This is a genomic window from Paragemmobacter amnigenus, from assembly GCF_009908265.2.
GTDB lineage: Bacteria > Pseudomonadota > Alphaproteobacteria > Rhodobacterales > Rhodobacteraceae > Paragemmobacter > Paragemmobacter amnigenus.
Genome location: NZ_JAAATX020000013.1, coordinates 105,655 through 120,884 on the forward strand (window position 1 = coordinate 105,655; position 15,230 = coordinate 120,884).

Annotated in this window: 17 protein-coding genes; 13 read left to right on the forward strand and 4 right to left on the reverse strand. The window is 70.6% G+C overall.

What is annotated here, in order from left to right:
* Nucleotides 1–135: 135 nt before the first annotated feature.
* Nucleotides 136–1,119 carry a LacI family DNA-binding transcriptional regulator gene (locus GU927_RS17475; protein WP_161763739.1) on the forward strand — a complete coding sequence of 328 codons (984 nt, stop codon included), beginning with the start codon at nt 136–138 and terminating at the stop codon, nt 1,117–1,119.
* Nucleotides 1,120–1,331: 212 nt separating this feature from the next.
* Here the strand turns inward: GU927_RS17475 and GU927_RS17480 are convergent, their stop codons facing one another.
* Nucleotides 1,332–2,375 (reverse strand): aldo/keto reductase, encoded by a 1,044-nt coding sequence (locus tag GU927_RS17480; RefSeq protein ID WP_161763740.1) that lies wholly within the window; start codon nt 2,373–2,375, stop codon nt 1,332–1,334.
* A 108-nt stretch (nt 2,376–2,483) separates the two neighbouring features.
* Between GU927_RS17480 and GU927_RS17485 the strand changes: the two genes are divergently transcribed.
* Nucleotides 2,484–3,125, forward strand: a complete 642-nt coding sequence (locus tag GU927_RS17485; RefSeq protein ID WP_161763741.1) for an ImuA family protein — start codon at nt 2,484–2,486, stop codon at nt 3,123–3,125.
* A gap of 123 nt (nt 3,126–3,248) precedes the next feature.
* On the opposite strand, the gene GU927_RS17490 is transcribed toward GU927_RS17485, so the two are convergent.
* Together GU927_RS17490 and GU927_RS17495 are read right to left on the reverse strand one after the other, a co-directional pair.
* Complete coding sequence (locus GU927_RS17490) at nt 3,249–3,860, reverse strand: NUDIX hydrolase (protein ID WP_161763742.1); 612 nt, start codon at nt 3,858–3,860, stop codon at nt 3,249–3,251.
* On the reverse strand, nt 3,857–4,282 hold the full coding sequence (locus GU927_RS17495) for a DUF983 domain-containing protein (RefSeq protein WP_161763743.1): 426 nt from the start codon (nt 4,280–4,282) through the stop codon (nt 3,857–3,859). Before GU927_RS17495 ends, GU927_RS17490 begins: the two co-directional genes overlap by 4 nt.
* 205 nt (nt 4,283–4,487) lie before the next feature.
* Between GU927_RS17495 and GU927_RS17500 the strand changes: the two genes are divergently transcribed.
* The 4 genes from GU927_RS17500 (at nt 4,488) to GU927_RS17515 (ending at nt 6,650) form a co-directional block, all read left to right on the forward strand.
* On the forward strand, nt 4,488–5,069 hold the full coding sequence (locus tag GU927_RS17500) for an EF-hand domain-containing protein (RefSeq protein ID WP_232489258.1): 582 nt from the start codon (nt 4,488–4,490) through the stop codon (nt 5,067–5,069).
* Nucleotides 5,070–5,146: 77 nt separating this feature from the next.
* A complete protein-coding gene (locus GU927_RS17505; protein ID WP_161763744.1) occupies nt 5,147–5,755 on the forward strand; it encodes an RNA polymerase sigma factor in 609 nt (202 codons plus the stop codon).
* Entirely contained in the window at nt 5,739–6,104 is a 366-nt protein-coding gene (locus tag GU927_RS17510; protein WP_232489259.1) for a dihydroorotate dehydrogenase, read from the forward strand. The genes GU927_RS17505 and GU927_RS17510 overlap by 17 nt, the downstream gene beginning before the upstream one ends.
* A 3-nt stretch (nt 6,105–6,107) precedes the next feature.
* A complete protein-coding gene (locus GU927_RS17515; RefSeq protein WP_161763745.1) occupies nt 6,108–6,650 on the forward strand; it encodes a periplasmic heavy metal sensor in 543 nt (180 codons plus the stop codon).
* A 3-nt stretch (nt 6,651–6,653) separates the two neighbouring features.
* On the opposite strand, the gene GU927_RS17520 is transcribed toward GU927_RS17515, so the two are convergent.
* Nucleotides 6,654–8,000: a diguanylate cyclase gene (locus GU927_RS17520; protein WP_161763746.1), complete on the reverse strand. Its 1,347-nt coding sequence runs from the start codon at nt 7,998–8,000 to the stop codon at nt 6,654–6,656.
* Between the two features lie 105 nt (nt 8,001–8,105).
* On the opposite strand from GU927_RS17520, the gene GU927_RS17525 reads away from it, so the two are divergent.
* The 7 genes from GU927_RS17525 to GU927_RS17555 all read left to right on the forward strand — a co-directional run bounded on the left by GU927_RS17525 (nt 8,106) and on the right by GU927_RS17555 (nt 15,158).
* Nucleotides 8,106–8,384: a DUF3572 domain-containing protein gene (locus GU927_RS17525; protein WP_232489260.1), complete on the forward strand. Its 279-nt coding sequence runs from the start codon at nt 8,106–8,108 to the stop codon at nt 8,382–8,384.
* A 61-nt stretch (nt 8,385–8,445) separates the two neighbouring features.
* The gene (locus GU927_RS17530) at nt 8,446–9,147 is read left to right on the forward strand and encodes an HAD family hydrolase (protein ID WP_161763748.1); all 702 of its coding nucleotides are present in this window, start codon (nt 8,446–8,448) and stop codon (nt 9,145–9,147) included.
* 122 nt (nt 9,148–9,269) lie between these two features.
* Nucleotides 9,270–10,823 carry a trimethylamine methyltransferase family protein gene (locus GU927_RS17535; RefSeq protein WP_161763749.1) on the forward strand — a complete coding sequence of 518 codons (1,554 nt, stop codon included), beginning with the start codon at nt 9,270–9,272 and terminating at the stop codon, nt 10,821–10,823.
* A 94-nt stretch (nt 10,824–10,917) separates the two neighbouring features.
* Nucleotides 10,918–12,657: a DUF4153 domain-containing protein gene (locus GU927_RS17540; protein WP_161763750.1), complete on the forward strand. Its 1,740-nt coding sequence runs from the start codon at nt 10,918–10,920 to the stop codon at nt 12,655–12,657.
* Nucleotides 12,658–12,716: 59 nt separating this feature from the next.
* Nucleotides 12,717–13,298 carry a heme NO-binding domain-containing protein gene (locus GU927_RS17545; RefSeq protein ID WP_161763751.1) on the forward strand — a complete coding sequence of 194 codons (582 nt, stop codon included), beginning with the start codon at nt 12,717–12,719 and terminating at the stop codon, nt 13,296–13,298.
* Nucleotides 13,298–14,266 (forward strand): GGDEF domain-containing protein, encoded by a 969-nt coding sequence (locus tag GU927_RS17550; protein WP_161763752.1) that lies wholly within the window; start codon nt 13,298–13,300, stop codon nt 14,264–14,266. Before GU927_RS17545 ends, GU927_RS17550 begins: the two co-directional genes overlap by 1 nt.
* A gap of 292 nt (nt 14,267–14,558) precedes the next feature.
* Nucleotides 14,559–15,158, forward strand: a complete 600-nt coding sequence (locus tag GU927_RS17555) for a transglutaminase-like cysteine peptidase (protein WP_161763753.1) — start codon at nt 14,559–14,561, stop codon at nt 15,156–15,158.
* The last annotated feature ends 72 nt before the right edge of the window (nt 15,159–15,230 follow it).

Genomic DNA, 15,230 nt, shown 5'->3' on the forward strand with positions numbered 1-15,230 from the left:
GGGCAGAGGTAGACTGTCCCGATATAATATTCAAGACTGTGAATATATATTTCCTGCGCGATGTGGCGGATGGGGCAAATGGCTTGCCCTTTGGCGAAAGGGGGTTAGACAGGACGGGCAGCAGGGCCGGAGCGGATGACCAAGATCAGGGATATCGCCAAGCGTGCGGGGGCGTCCATCGCGACGGTGTCGCGGGTGGTCAACGGGTCGGGCTATGTCAGCGCCGGGATGCGCGCGCGGATCGAGGCGGCGGTGCGCGAGCTGGACTATCGGCCCAATGCGGGGGCGCGGGCGATGCGGTCGGGGTCGAGCCGGATGGTGGGCGTGCTGCTGCCTGCGCTGGATGTGCATTTCTTCGGGATACTGGCCCATACGGTGGAGCAGGCGCTGTTCGCGCGGGGCTATCAGGCGATGATCTGTTCGACGGCGGAAAGCCCCGAGCATGAGGCGGCCTATGTGGGCGCGATGCTGGCGCAGCAGGTGGACGGGGTGATCATGGCCGCCGTCGCGTCGGACGGGGCGGGGGTGGGGCGGCTGGTGGCGGCGGGGGTGCCCATCGTGGCGGTGGACCGCGCCCTGCCCGGGCTGGCGGCGGTGGCGGTGGATCATCATGCGGGCGGGCGGATGCTGGCGCGGCATCTTCTGGACCTTGGCCACCGCGCCATCGGGGTGGTGGGCGCGCCGGACCATTCCGCGCCGGTGCAGGAACGTCTGGCAGGCATCACGGCGGAACTGGCGGGGGCGGGGCTCGCGCCCGTGGCCGTGCGGCTGGGGGCGGAGCACGGGTTCGAGGCCTGCCGCGCGCTGGCCGATGCGCTGCTGGGCGAGGTGCTGCCCACGGCGATCATCGGGACGACCGACATGGCGGCGATCGGGGCGATCCATGCGGCGGCAGGGCGGGGGCTGGTGGTCCCGCGCGACCTGTCGGTGATCGGTTTCGACGATCTGCCGGCGGCGCGCTATACGATCCCGCAACTGACGACGGTCGCCCAGCCGGTGCGCGAGATCGGGCAGGCGGCGGTGGAGCGTCTGCTGGCGCTGATGGAGGGGAAACCGGCGCTGCCGCCGCCCGTGCTGGCGCTGCGGCTGGTGGAGCGGGGGACGACGGGGCGGGTTTGAGGGGGGCCTTGTCTTGAGGCGCGGCTCTCGGGCGTTCGGCCATGAGTTTGCAGAACATTTGCGCTTCGGTTGGTCCTCACCCGGGGCCAAAGCCCCGGGTGGCGGCCGTCCCGCCCCCCCGGGGCGGCCGCACATATATGTGCAGCCACCCCGACGGGACGGCCGCCACCCTTGCGTTGCGCATAAGGGGCGGCGTCTTGGCTCACCATCCCTCAATACGGCATCGGATGTTCGCGATGTGCCGCGTCGATGTCGGCCATAACCTCGTCCGACAGGGTGACGTCGCCCGCGCCGAGGGCGGTTTTCAACTGGTCCAGCGTCGTCGCCCCGAAGATCGGGATGCAGGGGAAGGGGCGTTGGCGGCAGAAGGCGATGGCCATCTGCGCGGGGTCGAGGCCGTGGCGCGCGGCGATGCCGAGATAGGCCGCGACGGCGGGAAAGACGCGGGGCGTGATACGCCCGCCCAGCGTGGGGTTGAGCGACCGGCGCGAGCCGTCTGGGATCACGCCGCCCGCATATTTGCCCGTCAGAAGCCCCGTGGCGAGGGGCGAGAAGGCGAGGAGGGGGAGGTTCTCGGCCACCGACAGCTCGGCCCAGTCGCTGTCGAACTGGCGGCAGAGGAGGGAATATTCGTTCTGCACCGAGGCGACGCGGGGCAGGCCGTGGGTTTCGGCAAGGTGCAGCCAGCGCGCGGTGCCCCAGACGGAATCGTTGGACAGGGCGAGGTGGCGGATCTTGCCTTCGGCGATCAGATCCTGCGCGGCGCGCAGCACGTCGAGCATGTGGTCGGTCACCTGCGCGCGGTCGAGCGGGCGGGGGTCATAGTCCCAGATCTGGCGGAAATGGTAGCTGCCGCGGTTGGGCCAGTGCATCTGGTAGAGGTCGATCACATCCGTCTGCAACCGTTTCAGCGAGCCGTCCACCGCCGCGCGCAGCGTCGCCCCCGTGATGGGCGCGCCGTCGCGGACGGCCTGCTGCCCTTCGCCCGTGATCTTGGTGGCCAGCACGATCCGGTCGCGCCCCCCGCGCGCGGCGAGCCAGGTTCCGATGATCTCTTCGGTCCGGCCTGCCGTCTCGGCGCTGACGGGGTTGACGGGGTACATCTCGGCCGTGTCCCAGAAGGTGCAGCCGTGATCCAGCGCCATGTCCATCTGGGCGTGGCCGTCGGCTTCGGAATTCTGGGTGCCCCATGTCATGGTTCCGAGGCAGAGGTGGGAGACCATCAGGTCGGTCTGGCCGAGGCGGATCTGTTTCATGCGCGTGTTCCTTTCCGTCTGGGACCAGAGCGTAGCGGGGGCGCGGGCGGGGGCAAGGGGGATTGCGGGCGGTTGAGAACGAATAGTGAACATGCTAGCCTTCGGGGCATGAGTCTGCCTGTGCTTTCCGATCATGGCGCGCGGCCCCGCGGGCGGGGGATGGTGCCCCTGCCCGGCGGGGCGGCGGCGGGGATCGGGCTGGCGCGGGGACGGGTGCATGAATTGCGCGGCCCGTCGCGGGTGGCGCTGGCCGTGCAGGTGATGGGGGAATGCGCGGGGCCGGTGCTGTGGATCTATCCCGGCTGGCAGGCAGAGCGGCTTTATCCCGACGGGGTGGCGGTCTGGGCCGATCCGGCGCGGCTGATCTATGCGCGGGCGCGGCGGGCCGAGGATATCCTGTGGGCGATGGAAGAGGCGCTGCGGTCGGGCGCGGTGGGGCTGGTGGTGGCGGAACTGCCCGCCGCGCCCGCGCTGACGCCCGTGCGGCGGTTGCAGCTTGCGGCCGAGGCGGGGACGGAGGCGGCGCATCATGCGGGGCATGGCGTGGCGCCCTTGGGCCTGATGCTGACGGGGGGCGAGGCGGTGGCGGCGGGGGTGGAAAGCCGCTGGCGGATGTCGCCGCTGCCGTCGGCCGGCACGATGATCGAGGAGCGGGGGCCGGTCTGGCGGCTGGAGCGCGAGCGGGCGCGGGGGGCGGAGCCTGCGTCATGGCGGCTGGAGCGGGGGGCGCAGGGGGCGGTGCTGGTGTAGGGCGGGGCGGTGATGGCCCATCCTGCGGGTGCGGGGCGGGGGCCTTGCCGTGCGGTTCTTCTTCGGGTGGTGGCCGCCACTCTTCTGTCAGGATAAATTACGTAAATTACGTAATCCCGACCCTCAGACCAGCCGCCTGAAGGTGGGCACGGGGCCGGAATTGTCGAAGAAGGGGACGCCTTCGTCGGGGCGGCCTTCGGTCAGGGCGGCGATTTCGGCCAGCACCACCTCGGTTATGAAAGGCAGGTCGAGGGCGCGCGCCTCGCCGCAGCCGATCCAGTGCAGGTGCGAGAGTTCGTCCGAGGCGGCGGAGAAATCGTCAGGGTCGCCCGCGATGCGGCCTGCGTCGATCAGGAAGAAGCGCGCGTCGAAGCGGCGCGACCGGCCCGGCGGCGTGATGGCGCGGAAGATGAAGCGCAGCGCGGGGTCGGACGCGGGGGCGAGGGTGAGGCCCGTCTCCTCGTGCAACTCGCGCAGGGCGGCGGCGGCGAGGGCGGCGGGTGAGGGGGCGGGGTCGGGCAGGTGCTGGCCGAGCCGCGCGATGCAGGGCCCGCCCAGCAGGCCGGGGGTCAGGGGGCGGTGGTCGCCCGCATCCACCCCGCCGCCCGGAAAGACGTATTTCGACGGCATGAAGGCCGCCCCCGCGCCGCGCTGGCCCATCAGGACCTGCGGGCCCGCGCCCGTGCGGCGCAGAAGGACGGTCGTGGCGGCGGGGCGGATCGGCTGATCCGTCATTCCCGAAGCTGGCCCTTCCGTCCGAACCCGTGCATCCGTTTCGCCCATTGTACCGCCACCAATGCCCCCTTCAGCCGTGGCAGAAGGTAGAGCGAAAGCGCCACCGTGCCCACGGAAAAGATCGAGGCGAGCACGAGCGGATCGGGGCGCCATGTCGTGAAGGCCCAGAGGATCACGGGGGCCATCAGGTGGCCCACGATCAGGATGGTCAGATAGGCCGGGCCGTCATCGGCGCGCTGGTGGTGCAGCGCCTCGCCGCAGACGGGGCAGCTTTCGCGGACCTTGAGATAGCCGCGCAGGAGCGGGCCGGACCCGCAGGACGGGCAGCGGCGGCGCCAGCCGCGCAGCATGGCGGGGCCGAGCGGGCGGTCTTCGAGAAGATCCTCGCGCAGGTCGTCATGCGGGAAGTGTCCGTCGGGCATCTTGGGTTCCGGATCTGGGTGAACAAGAAGGCGTAGTCCTAAGGCTGTGCTGCGGGCTTGGGGAGGGGACGGATCGCCGCATCGGCGGAATTCGCGGCGTCGCGCGGAAAATTGCAGGTGCGGGCGACGGAAAGCGCGGGGGGCGGCGTTGGACGTGCAGAAGGGCGGGGCAAGGGTGCCGCGGTCCGGTTACGGGAGAGATGCGATGACGCGAACGGGCAAGGGGCTTTCGATGCTGGCGCTGGCGGCGGTGGCGGGTGCGGCACTGTCGACGGCGGCGCTGGCCGAGCGTGGCGATATGGGCGGCATGGGTATGGGCATGGGCATGGGAATGGGCGGGCCGCTGGCCGCGCTGGATTTCGCGGCGGTCGATGCCGACAAGGACGGCAAGATCACGCCGGCCGAGATGGACGCCTTTCGCGACGCCGAGGTGACGGCGGCGGATGCCGACAAGGATGGCAAGCTGTCGGCTGCGGAACTGGCCGTAATGGCGGCCAAGCGGATCGAGGCGCGGGCCACCGACATGGCCGCGCGGATGATCGAGCGGCATGATGCCGATGGCGACGGGCTGCTGACGGCGGCGGAGCTTGCCGCGCGTCCTGCGCCGGACCGGCTGTTCGGGATGGCCGACAGCGACGGGGACGGGGCGCTGAGCGAGGCCGAGATCGAGGCGGCACAGGCAGAGATGGCCGAGATGCGCGGCGGGCGGGGTCATGGCAGGGGCCACGGCCACGGGCACGGGCATGGTGGTGGCTGGGGCGGCTGGTTCGGTGACGCCGCGGAATAGGCGCGGCACCACCCCGCGCGCCGTCATGGCGCGCGGGGTTTGCGCGGTGGAACGTGACAGGTTAAGCCCGAGGCAGGATGGACATGCCCCGCGACATGCAGGCCGAGGATGTGGACTCTGCCACGGACGAGGCGCTTCTGGCCCGCTATGCCGCGGGCGATCCTGCGGCGGCGCGGGCGCTGACGCTGCGCCTTGTGCCGCGGGCGCAGGGCTATGCGGCGCGGCTGCTGGGCGACGGGGCCGAGGCCGAGGATATCGTGCAGGAGGCGATGCTGCGGCTGTGGCGCGCGGCACCCGGCTGGCGGTCGGGCGAGGCGCAGGTGGCGACGTGGCTTTACCGCGTGGTCACCAACCTGTGCACCGACCGGATCAGGGCGCGGCGGCGGCGGCCCACGGCGGCGCTGGACGAGGCGCCCGAGGTGGCGGACGGCGCAGGCGGAGCCGAGGCGGGGCTGATCGAGGCGGACCGGATGGCGGCCTTGCAGGCGGCGCTGGATGCCCTGCCCGAGCGGCAGCGGCAGGCGGTGGTGTTGCGCCATATCGAGGGGTTCGGCAATCCAGAGATCGCCGAGGTGATGGACATCGGCGTGGAGGCGGTCGAAAGTCTGACCGCCCGCGGGAAACGGGCGCTGGCGGCGATCCTTGCCGGACGGCGCGGGGAGTTGGGCTATGACGATGCGGAATGAGGCCGATGACGGGCTGGAGGGGCTGTTCGCCGAGGCGCGGACCCTGCGGGCGCAGCCGTCGGAGGCATTGATGGCGCGGGTTCTGGCGGATGCGCTGGCCGAGCAGCCGCGCCCCGCCGCGCCTGTCGTGGCACCGCCTGCGATGCGGGCGGGGCTGTGGTCGCGGGCGGTGTCGCTTTTCGGGGGGGCGGGGGCGCTGGCGGGGATGGGCACGGCGGCGCTGGCCGGGCTGCTGATCGGCTATGTCCAGCCTGCGGGGCTGGTGTTGCTGGGGGATGCGGTGCTGGGCGCGCCCCTGGAAACGGTGGAACTGATCCCGAGCGTCGAGACGCTTTTTGCAGGGGAATGAACGATGGACGAGCGCAAGGACGGGGGGGCGACCCCTGCGGCTGGGGTCGCGGCGGCGCGGGGCGGGCGCGGGGTGCGGATCGCGCTGGGGATTTCGGTCGCGTTGAACCTGCTGGTGGTCGGGCTGGTCGCGGGGGCCGTGCTGCGCGATGGCGGCCCGCGCGAGCGGATGGTGCGCGATCTGGACTTCGGCCCCTTTACCGAGGCGCTGTCGCGCGAGGACCGTGCGGCGCTGCGGCGTGCCTTCGTGCAGCGTGCGCCCGGGATGCAGGACATGCGGCAGCAGATGCGGCAGGATTTCCGCGCGCTGCTGGCGGCGCTGCGGGCCGAGCCTTTCGATCCCGATGCGCTGCGCGGCGTGCTGGCGAACCAGCAGGCGCGGATGGCCGAGCGGGTCTCGTTGGGGCAGGAGTTGATGCTGGAGCGGCTGTCCGTGATGGCGCCGCAGGAGCGCGCGGCCTTTGCCGACCGGCTGGAACAGCGGTTGCGGCACGGCGCGCGCGAGGGGCATGGCGGGCGGGACGGGCATGGCGGCCCGGCGGATTGATCCCTAGCCGACCTTGACGCGGTTGCGGCCAAGGGTCTTGGCCCCCAGCAGCGCGTGATCGGCCTGCGCGATCACCGTATCGGGCAGGCTGCCCGGCGGGGCGTATGACAGGCCAACCGAGAGAGTGACGGAAATCGTGCGGCCATCGGGCAGGGGGACGGGGCTGTCTCCCACGGCGGCGCAGAGGCGGCGCGCGCGCGCCTCGCCCTCGGCCAGCGGGGCGGAGAGGACGATGAGGAATTCCTCGCCCCCGATGCGGGCGAGCAGGTCGCCCGCCGACATCTCGGCCCGCAGGCGGGCGGCCACTTCGGCCAGAACGGCATCGCCCGCGGCGTGGCCATAGCTGTCATTGACCCGCTTGAACCGGTCGAGATCGGCCAGAAGCACGGTGAGGCCCTGTCCGGTGCTGACGGAACGGGCGGAGAGTTCGCCCAGCCGGCGCAAGGCATGGCGGCGGTTCGACAGGCCGGTCAGCGGGTCTGTCAGGGCAAGGCGCGCGTGGTCATGCAGCGCGGCGCGGCGTTGCGTGGCCGCGCGGGCGCGACGGACCAGCGCGTCGATGCGGGCTGCGGTTTCGGCGGGGGGCGTGTCGGGGGGGATCGCCTCGTCCGCGCCAAGGTCATAGGCAAAGGCGGCAAGGCGCGGGTCGCCGATGAGCACCGCGATGCCGGAATGGCGGCTGAGGCTGTCGCTGCGGAGTTCCGAGAGAAGGACGAGCGCATTGGCAGGGTCGGTCGCGCCGTCGATGACAAAGCCGTCGGGCGTGCCGGGCCCCTGTGCGCCACGCCCCGTTTCGGCCCCGAGCAGCGTTTCGCGGTCGCGCAGGACGAGGCGATGCGACAGATGCGGGGCGAGGCGGCGGTCGAGCCTGCGGGCGGCGTCCTCGTCCATGGCGGTGAGGGTGACGAGCCCGGGCCAGTCGAAGGGCGCGCCGGCATCCTCCAGCCCGTCGAGGGCAAGGGCTTCGCGCGCCTCGGGGTCGTGGCGGCGCAGGAGCGCGCGCAGGCGGGCGAGCAGGAGGCGGTCGTCGGCGGGTTTGGGAAGCACATCGTCGGCCCCCGCGCGCAGGGCAGCGAGGCGCTGGTCGGGGGTGGCGGCGGCGCTGTGGACGATGACGGGAATGTCGCGGCTGGCCGGATCGGCGCGCAGCCGTGCAAGCACCTCGAGCCCCGGGATATCGGGGAGGTGAAGGTCGAGGAGTATGGCGTCGGGCCGGTCCTGCCGCACCATGTCGAGCGCGGATTGCCCGTCGACGGCAAGGCTCACCTCGTGCAGGGCGGCAGAGATGCGGGTCTTGAGCACGATGCGGTTTGTCGCGACATCGTCGACGATGAGGATTTTGCCTGTCATCCGATGGTCTGCCGGTTTGCCCGCGATTGCTGCCTGCGCCATCATGGTTCCAAATTCGTTACCAAGCAGTTAACGACAGGTTTACGATTGCGGGAGGTCGGGCGCGTGAAGGTGGAAGCGGCAGAAACGCTGGCGTTGCGGGTGCTGGGATGGCTTGCGGGCAATGACGAGCTGTTCCCCGTATTCCTTGGCGCGACGGGGGCTGGCATCGACGGTGTGGCGCGGGCGGCGCAGAGCCCCGAATTCCTGGCCGCCGTGCTGGATTTCCTGCTCATGGACGATGCCTGGGTCATGGCCTTTTGCGATGCCGAGGGTCTGGCCTATGGCCTGCCGATGCAGGCGCGCGCGGCCCTGCCCGGCGGGCAGGTGGAGCACTGGACGTGATTGCATCGGCGCAAGGGGCGGGGCAAGGTCGGGCGGGGCAGGACGCAAGGAGGATGCGGGCATGATCGACGGCGTGATTTTCGACAAGGACGGGACGCTGTTCGATTTCCGTGCGAGCTGGGGCGCATGGGCCGGAAAGGCGGTTGCGATCCTTGCCTCGGAAAGCGGGGTGCCGACGGCCGTGCTGGGCGCGGCGATCGGCTATCATCCCGAGACGGGGCAGTTCGATCCTGACAGCGTGGTGATCGCGGGCACGTCGGACCAAATCGCCGCGGCGCTGGCTGCGGCCTTGCCGGGGGTGGATGTCGACGCGCTGGAGGACAGGCTGAACCGGATGGCGGCGGGGGCGCCGATGCTGCCTGCGGTGGACCTGCCGCATGTGCTGGGCGCGTTGCGGGCGCGGGGGCTGCGGATCGGGCTTGCCACCAATGATGTCGAGGTGGCGGCGCGGGCGCATCTGGAGGCGCACGGGATCGACGGGCTGTTCGATTTCATCGCGGGGCAGGACAGCGGGCACGGGGCCAAGCCGGGGCCGGGGATGTGTTCGGCCTTTGCCCGCCAGCAGGGGCTGGACCCTGCCCGCGTGGCGATGGTGGGCGACAGCCTGCATGACCTTCATGCGGGGCGCGCGGCGGGGATGCGGGCGGTGGCGGTGCTGACCGGCATTGCGGGGGCGGATGATCTGGCGCCCCATGCCGATGTGGTGCTGCCCGATATCGGCCATCTTGGCGCGTGGATCGACGGGCAGCGCGCGGGGGGCTGAGCCCCGCCTGCGGGGGTCGCTGCGAAAAAACGACATGATCGCGTCGTGGGCGGAGTGTCCTTTGCGCCGCTGCTTCGCCATCCTGCCCGAAAGCGCGGATGGTCGCGCCGACGGAGGATGCCATGAACGAAGAGCCACGCAAGCGCCGCGCCGGAGGACGGGCGGGGAACAAGGCGCGGGCGGGGTCGGCGGCCATCGACCAGATGCCGTGGCGGATTCCGGTCAACCCCGACGCGCCGGTGGAGCCGCTGGATGCCGAAGGGGTGGAGCGTATCCACAGGGGCGCGATGCGTATCCTGAAGGAGATCGGGATCGAGTTCCTGAACCCCGATGCCGTGGCGCATCTGAAACGCGCGGGCTGCAAGGTCGACGGCACGAACGTGAAGTTCGACGAGGCGTTCGTGATGGAGATGGTGGCGCGCGCGCCGTCCGAATTCACCATCACGCCGCGCAACCTTGACCGCGAGCTGATCATCGGCGGCAAGCATATGGTCTTTGTCAACGTCTCGTCCCCGCCCAATGCCTGGGATCTGGAGCGCGGCAAGCGGTCCGGCGATTTCGAGACGTTCAAGGAATTCATGAAGCTGACGCAGTATTTCAACTGCATCCACATCGCGGGCGGCTATCCGGTGGAACCCATCGACATCCACCCGTCGGTGCGGCATCTGGATTGCCTTTATGAAAAGCTGACGCTGACGGACAAGGTCGTTCACGCCTATTCGCTGGGCGCGGAGCGGGTCGAGGACGTCATGGAGATGACACGCATCGCGGGGGGGCTGAGCGAGGAGGAGTTCCAGGCCAAGCCGCGGATGTATACCAACATCAACTCGGTTTCCCCGCTGAAGCATGACTATCCGATGCTGGACGGGGCGATGCGGCTGGCCAAGCGGGGGCAGCCGGTGGTGGTGACGCCCTTCACGCTGGCCGGTGCCATGGCACCCGTGACCATGGCGGGGGCGGTCGCGCTGTCGCTGGCCGAGGCGCTGGCGGCGATTGCGCTGTTGCAATTCATCGCGCCGGGGTGCCCCGTGGCGATCGGGACGTTCACCAGCAACGTTGACATGAAGTCTGGCGCGCCGGCCTTTGGCACGCCGGAATATATGCGCGCGACGCAGATGACGGGGCAGATGGTGCGCAAATATGGCGTGCCGCTGCGGTCGTCGGGGGTCTGTGCGGCGAATGTGCCGGACGGGCAGTCTATGTGGGAGACGTCGAACAGCCTGTGGGCGGCGGTGCAGTCGCGCACCAACATGGTCTATCACGCGGCCGGATGGCTGGAGGGCGGGCTGATCGCCAGCCCCGAGAAATTCGTGATGGATTGCGAAGTGCTGCAGATGATCCAGCGCTATTTCGAGGAGGCGACCTTTGCCACCACGGAGGATGACATCGCCTTCGATGCCATCAAGGAGGTCGGCGCGGGCGGGCATTACTTCGGCTGCCAGCACACGCAGGAGCGTTATACGACGGCTTTCTATGCCCCCTTCGTCAGCGACTGGCGCAATTACGAGGCGTGGCAGAATGACGGGTCGGTCTGGACGCCGGAACGGGCGCACCGGATCTACAAGCAGATTTTGGAAGAATTCGAGGCCCCGCCGATGAATGGCGACCATCAGGAAGAGCTGCGCCGCTTTGTCGCCCGCCGCAAGCAGGAGGGCGGCGCGCCCACCGATTTCTGATCGGTTTTTCCTTTGCGCCCGCCCCGCTTGGCGATAGCCTCTGCGCCGGTAAAGGTCCGCAGAGCCGGATCGCCGGGCAGGGACGGAGACAGGCATGGATATCCTGACGCGGCAGCGGGGCGGGCTGGCCCTGACGGGTGCGGGCGCGGGTCTGGCGCTTTGGGCACTGGATCTGGCCGCCGTGCGGGGCGCATGGCCGGACCGCGTGCAATTCGGCCTTGCCGCGCTGCTATTTACCTATTTCGCGGCGCTGCTGGCCATGGCGGGGCCGGTGACGCTGCGCCGTGCGGCGGTGCTGGCGGGGCCGGTGGCGGTTGTCGTGGCGGGGCTGCTGTCCTTGGCCGCGCTGCGCTACGAGACGGTGACGGCGTTCCAGATGACGGGTCTGCCCTTTGTCGCGGCCTTTGCCGTGGGCTTTCTGCCGCTGCCCTTTCTGATCGCGCAGGGCGCGGGCGGGGGGTGGCGGGATTATCCCGTGCTGTTCACCGAAAGCTGGCGGATGGTCGTGCGGGCCGTCGCGGCATGGATCTTTGCAGGGCTGGTCTGGGGCGTGGTCTGGCTGTCGGATGCGCTCTTGGGCATCGTGGGGCTGGGCTTTATCGAGGCGCTTATGGAGGCAGGGCCGCTGGCGGCGATGCTGACGGGGGCGGCGCTGGGGCTGGGCAGTGCGGTGGTGATCGAGACGGCCGAGACGGCGGCGCCCGATCTGATCTTGCGGCTGTTGCGGATGCTGGCCTTGCCGGTGCTGGCGGTGACCGTGCTGTTTCTGGTGGCGCTGCCGCTGCGGGGCATGTCCGCGCTGCCGGCGGGGTTGTCCTCGGCCGGTATCCTGCTGGCGATCGCGGTGGCCGGGGTGGTGCTGGTCAGCGCGCTGGTCGACCGCAGCGATGACGAGGCGGTGGCGGGCCTGTGGATGGGACGGGTGGCGCAGGCGCTGGCCGCTGTGCTGCCGCTGCCGGTGGCGCTGGCGGTCTGGGCCCTGACCGAACGGGTGGGACAACATGGCTGGACCCCCGGGCGGGTCTTCGTGGCGGTGGTGGCGCTGGCGGCGGCGGGCTATGCGCTGCTCTATCTGCTGGCCGTGCTGCGGGGCGCGGGGTGGCGGGGGCGCATCCGGCGGGCCAATCTGGTGATGGCGGGGGTTCTGGTGGCGCTGTCCGCGCTGTGGCTGACGCCACTGCTGGATGCCGAGGCGATCTCGGCCCGGTCGCAACTGGCCCGCTATGAGGACGGGCGGACGGAGGCTGCCGCGCTGGACGTGGCGGCGCTGGGCCAATGGGGGCGCGCGGGGACGGCGGCGATAGCGCGGCTGGAGGAGCTGGCGGCAGAGCCGGGGCATGAGGGGCTGGCGCGGCGGCTGGCCGGAGCGGCGGCGGGCGAGGCACCCGCGATGGGCGAGGCGGCCGAGGCCCTGCTGGCCGAATTGCGCGAGGTGATGCCCTTGCAGCCCGAAGGTGCCACGGCCACGCGCGACATGCTGCTGGCGGCGATTCCGGCGGTGGAGGTGCAGACATGGATCGACGCCTGCACGACGCCGCTGCCGGGCGGGGACAGGCCGGGCTGCGTCTTCGTGGTGGCCGATCTCTGGACCGACCGTCCGGGCGAAGAGGCCGTTGTCCTGCTGCGCGAACCGTCGGGCTTCGTGCGCTACGAGGGGTTGGGACTGGGCGATGGCGGGGTGGAACGACGGTCCGTGGCCCCCGTGTCGGGGCTGCTGCCGGACCGCGCGGCGGGCGAGCAGCTGATCGCGGCGCTGCAGGACGCGCCGCCGGCCGTGACGCCCGCGCCTTTGAACATGCTCAAGGCGGGGGGCGGGATCCTGCTGTTGCCGTAAGGATTCCTTAACGGCTCTGCCCGATCCTGACAGGGTCAGGGGCAAGGCAGGGCCGCAGGATGAACGGGCTGATCAACAGGGCGATCCAGTGCTTTCTGCGGGACGGATGGGGCGGGGCGGCCTGGGCCGATGCCGCGCGGGCGGCAGGCGCGCCGGTGGCGGGGTTCGAGCCGCTGCTGGACTATGACCCCGCGCTGACGGGGCGGCTGGTGGCCGCGGCAGCGGCGCGGCTGGACCGCGCGCCGGATTGTCTGCTGGAGGATCTGGGAACCTATCTCGTCAGCCATCCGTCGCGCGCGGGGGTGCGGCGGCTGTTGCGCTTTGCCGGTCCGGATTTCCGCGAATTCCTGCAGACGCTGGAGGATCTGCCCGCGCGGGTGCGGCTGGCGCTGCCCGATCTGGTGCTGCCTGCGATGCAGTTGCGGCAGGAGGGCAATCTTTACCTGCTGCGGCTTGGCCCCGGCGTGCCGGGGATCGCGCCGGTGGCGGTGGGTTTGCTCAGGGCGATGGCGGATGATTACGGCGCGCTGGCGGTGCTGTCGGCGGGGCCGGAAGCGGCAGATGGCAGCGCCGAGGTGACGATCCGCCTGCTGGACGAAGGTTTTGCGGCGGGGCGCGATTTCCTGCTGGGGCGGGCGTGATGGCGGGGTTCGTGCTGGATGCTGCGGCGCTGTCGCGGCTGATGCCCATGCATATCGCGATTGACGCGGCGGGGCGGGTTCTGTCGGCAGGGCCGACGCTGGTGCGGCTGCTGGGGACCGATCCGGCGGGGGCGGATTTCATGGGGCTGTTCATCCTGCGGGGGGCGGGGACGGCACCGCGCGTGGCGGATCTGACGCGGGCGGCGCGGCTGCATCTGGTGCTGCGCGACCGGCCCGAGATCGCCTTTCGCGGGCAGGCGGTGCCGATGGCGCGCGGGGCGCTGGTCAACCTGTCCTTCGGGATCGGGGTGGTGGAGGCGGTGCGGGCGCATGGCCTGACCGAGGCGGATTTCGCGCCGACCGACCTGACGGTGGAACTGCTTTACCTCTACGAGGCCAAGACGGCGGTGCTGGACGAATTGCGCGCGCTGAACCGGCGGTTGCAGGGCGACAAGCGGCTGGCCGAGGAGAAGGCGCTGACCGATGCGCTGACGGGGCTGGGCAACCGCCGCGCGCTGGAGATGGCGCTGGAGGCGGCGGAGGGCACGGCCTTCGCGCTGGCCGTGCTGGATCTGGACGGGTTCAAGGCGGTGAATGACACGCTGGGCCATGCGGCGGGGGACCATGTGCTGGTCACCGCCGCGCGGCGGCTGGAGGAGGAGTGCCGCCGCGACGATGTGATCGTGCGGGCTGGCGGGGACGAGTTCATCCTGCTGATGCCGGGGATGGATCGCGAAAGCGCGGCGGCAGAGCGGCTGGAGCGGATCATCGCGCGTCTGGGTGAACCCATCCCATGGGCGGGGCAGGTCTGCCGAATCGGTGCCAGCGCGGGCGTCGTCCTGTCCGGTGCGACCCCAGACCCCCGTGCGGATCACCTTCTCGCGCATGCCGATGCGGCCCTTTACGCAGCCAAGCGGGCAGGAAAGGGGCAGGCAGTCGTCTGGACCAAACGCTTGGCAGGCGATTGAACCGGCCAAAGCCACGCCCGATCTGACGGGCGGACCGCAGAAAGTATGGGTCAGGCCCAGACATCGGCGAGGATCACCCCCCATCCCCCCGACCAATCGCGGGGGCGGGGAACCCGTATGGCGGAATGACAGGTGCGGGGCCTGCGCGCTATTTCCGGTTGCAAGGCAGGGACGCGGTTCGCCGCGCTGCCGGAACAACAGACCTGACGGACCGGACAATTCATCCCGGGCAGCCACTGGCAGCCCGACGATTTCTTGCAGCCTGCCCGCCGCGATGCCCGAGGAACCGAAGATGCGCCCGATCCGTCCGATGATTGCCGCCCTTGCCGCCGTCCTGTCGCTGGGTGGGGCCGCGATGGCGATGGATGCGGGCACGTCCGGGGCCTTCCTGCCGGTCAAGAAATCCGTTGCCGCGCCTGCGGGGGCTGCGGCGCTCTGCCGGACCTATGACTGGGCCTGCGCGGGTGCCAGCAACGGGGCAGCGGCGGGGGCGGATGTGCTGAAGATCGCGGGGCAGATCAACCGCGCCGCAAACAGCGCGATCCGTCCGGTCAGCGATCTGGAGCAATATGCCACCGCCGAGCGCTGGACGCTGCCCACCAAGCGCGGCGGTGATTGCGAGGATTACGCGCTTTACAAGAAGCTGCGCCTGATCGAGGCGGGGGTTTCGCCGGACCGGCTGCTGATTTCGGCGGTGCTGGACCGCAAGAACAATGTCCATGCCGTGCTGGTCTTCCGTACCGACATGGGGGACTTCGTGCTGGACAACCTGACCAACCGCGTCCTGCCGTGGCACAAGACGGGCTATACCTTCCTGCGGATGCAGAACCCGTCGCAGCCGTCGGGCTGGGTGGCGACCTATGCGCAGGCGGGGGCTGGCCTGTCGAGCTGAATTCACGTCCCGGGGGACAGGATTGCGCCGCGGCCTTCGGGACGCGGCGCTTTCTTTTTGTCCGCGGGGCGG

What these genes read in the sequence shown, in the direction of transcription:
- GU927_RS17475 (WP_161763739.1), top strand. Translation starts at nt 136, where the DNA reads ATGACCAAGATCAGGGATATCGCCAAGCGTGCGGGGGCGTCCATCGCG.
- GU927_RS17480 (WP_161763740.1), bottom strand. Translation starts at nt 2,375, where the DNA reads ATGAAACAGATCCGCCTCGGCCAGACCGACCTGATGGTCTCCCACCTC.
- GU927_RS17485 (WP_161763741.1), top strand. Translation starts at nt 2,484, where the DNA reads ATGAGTCTGCCTGTGCTTTCCGATCATGGCGCGCGGCCCCGCGGGCGG.
- GU927_RS17490 (WP_161763742.1), bottom strand. Translation starts at nt 3,860, where the DNA reads ATGACGGATCAGCCGATCCGCCCCGCCGCCACGACCGTCCTTCTGCGC.
- GU927_RS17495 (WP_161763743.1), bottom strand. Translation starts at nt 4,282, where the DNA reads ATGCCCGACGGACACTTCCCGCATGACGACCTGCGCGAGGATCTTCTC.
- GU927_RS17500 (WP_232489258.1), top strand. Translation starts at nt 4,488, where the DNA reads ATGACGCGAACGGGCAAGGGGCTTTCGATGCTGGCGCTGGCGGCGGTG.
- GU927_RS17505 (WP_161763744.1), top strand. Translation starts at nt 5,147, where the DNA reads ATGGACATGCCCCGCGACATGCAGGCCGAGGATGTGGACTCTGCCACG.
- GU927_RS17510 (WP_232489259.1), top strand. Translation starts at nt 5,739, where the DNA reads ATGACGATGCGGAATGAGGCCGATGACGGGCTGGAGGGGCTGTTCGCC.
- GU927_RS17515 (WP_161763745.1), top strand. Translation starts at nt 6,108, where the DNA reads ATGGACGAGCGCAAGGACGGGGGGGCGACCCCTGCGGCTGGGGTCGCG.
- GU927_RS17520 (WP_161763746.1), bottom strand. Translation starts at nt 8,000, where the DNA reads ATGACAGGCAAAATCCTCATCGTCGACGATGTCGCGACAAACCGCATC.
- GU927_RS17530 (WP_161763748.1), top strand. Translation starts at nt 8,446, where the DNA reads ATGATCGACGGCGTGATTTTCGACAAGGACGGGACGCTGTTCGATTTC.
- GU927_RS17535 (WP_161763749.1), top strand. Translation starts at nt 9,270, where the DNA reads ATGAACGAAGAGCCACGCAAGCGCCGCGCCGGAGGACGGGCGGGGAAC.
- GU927_RS17540 (WP_161763750.1), top strand. Translation starts at nt 10,918, where the DNA reads ATGGATATCCTGACGCGGCAGCGGGGCGGGCTGGCCCTGACGGGTGCG.
- GU927_RS17545 (WP_161763751.1), top strand. Translation starts at nt 12,717, where the DNA reads ATGAACGGGCTGATCAACAGGGCGATCCAGTGCTTTCTGCGGGACGGA.
- GU927_RS17550 (WP_161763752.1), top strand. Translation starts at nt 13,298, where the DNA reads ATGGCGGGGTTCGTGCTGGATGCTGCGGCGCTGTCGCGGCTGATGCCC.
- GU927_RS17555 (WP_161763753.1), top strand. Translation starts at nt 14,559, where the DNA reads ATGCGCCCGATCCGTCCGATGATTGCCGCCCTTGCCGCCGTCCTGTCG.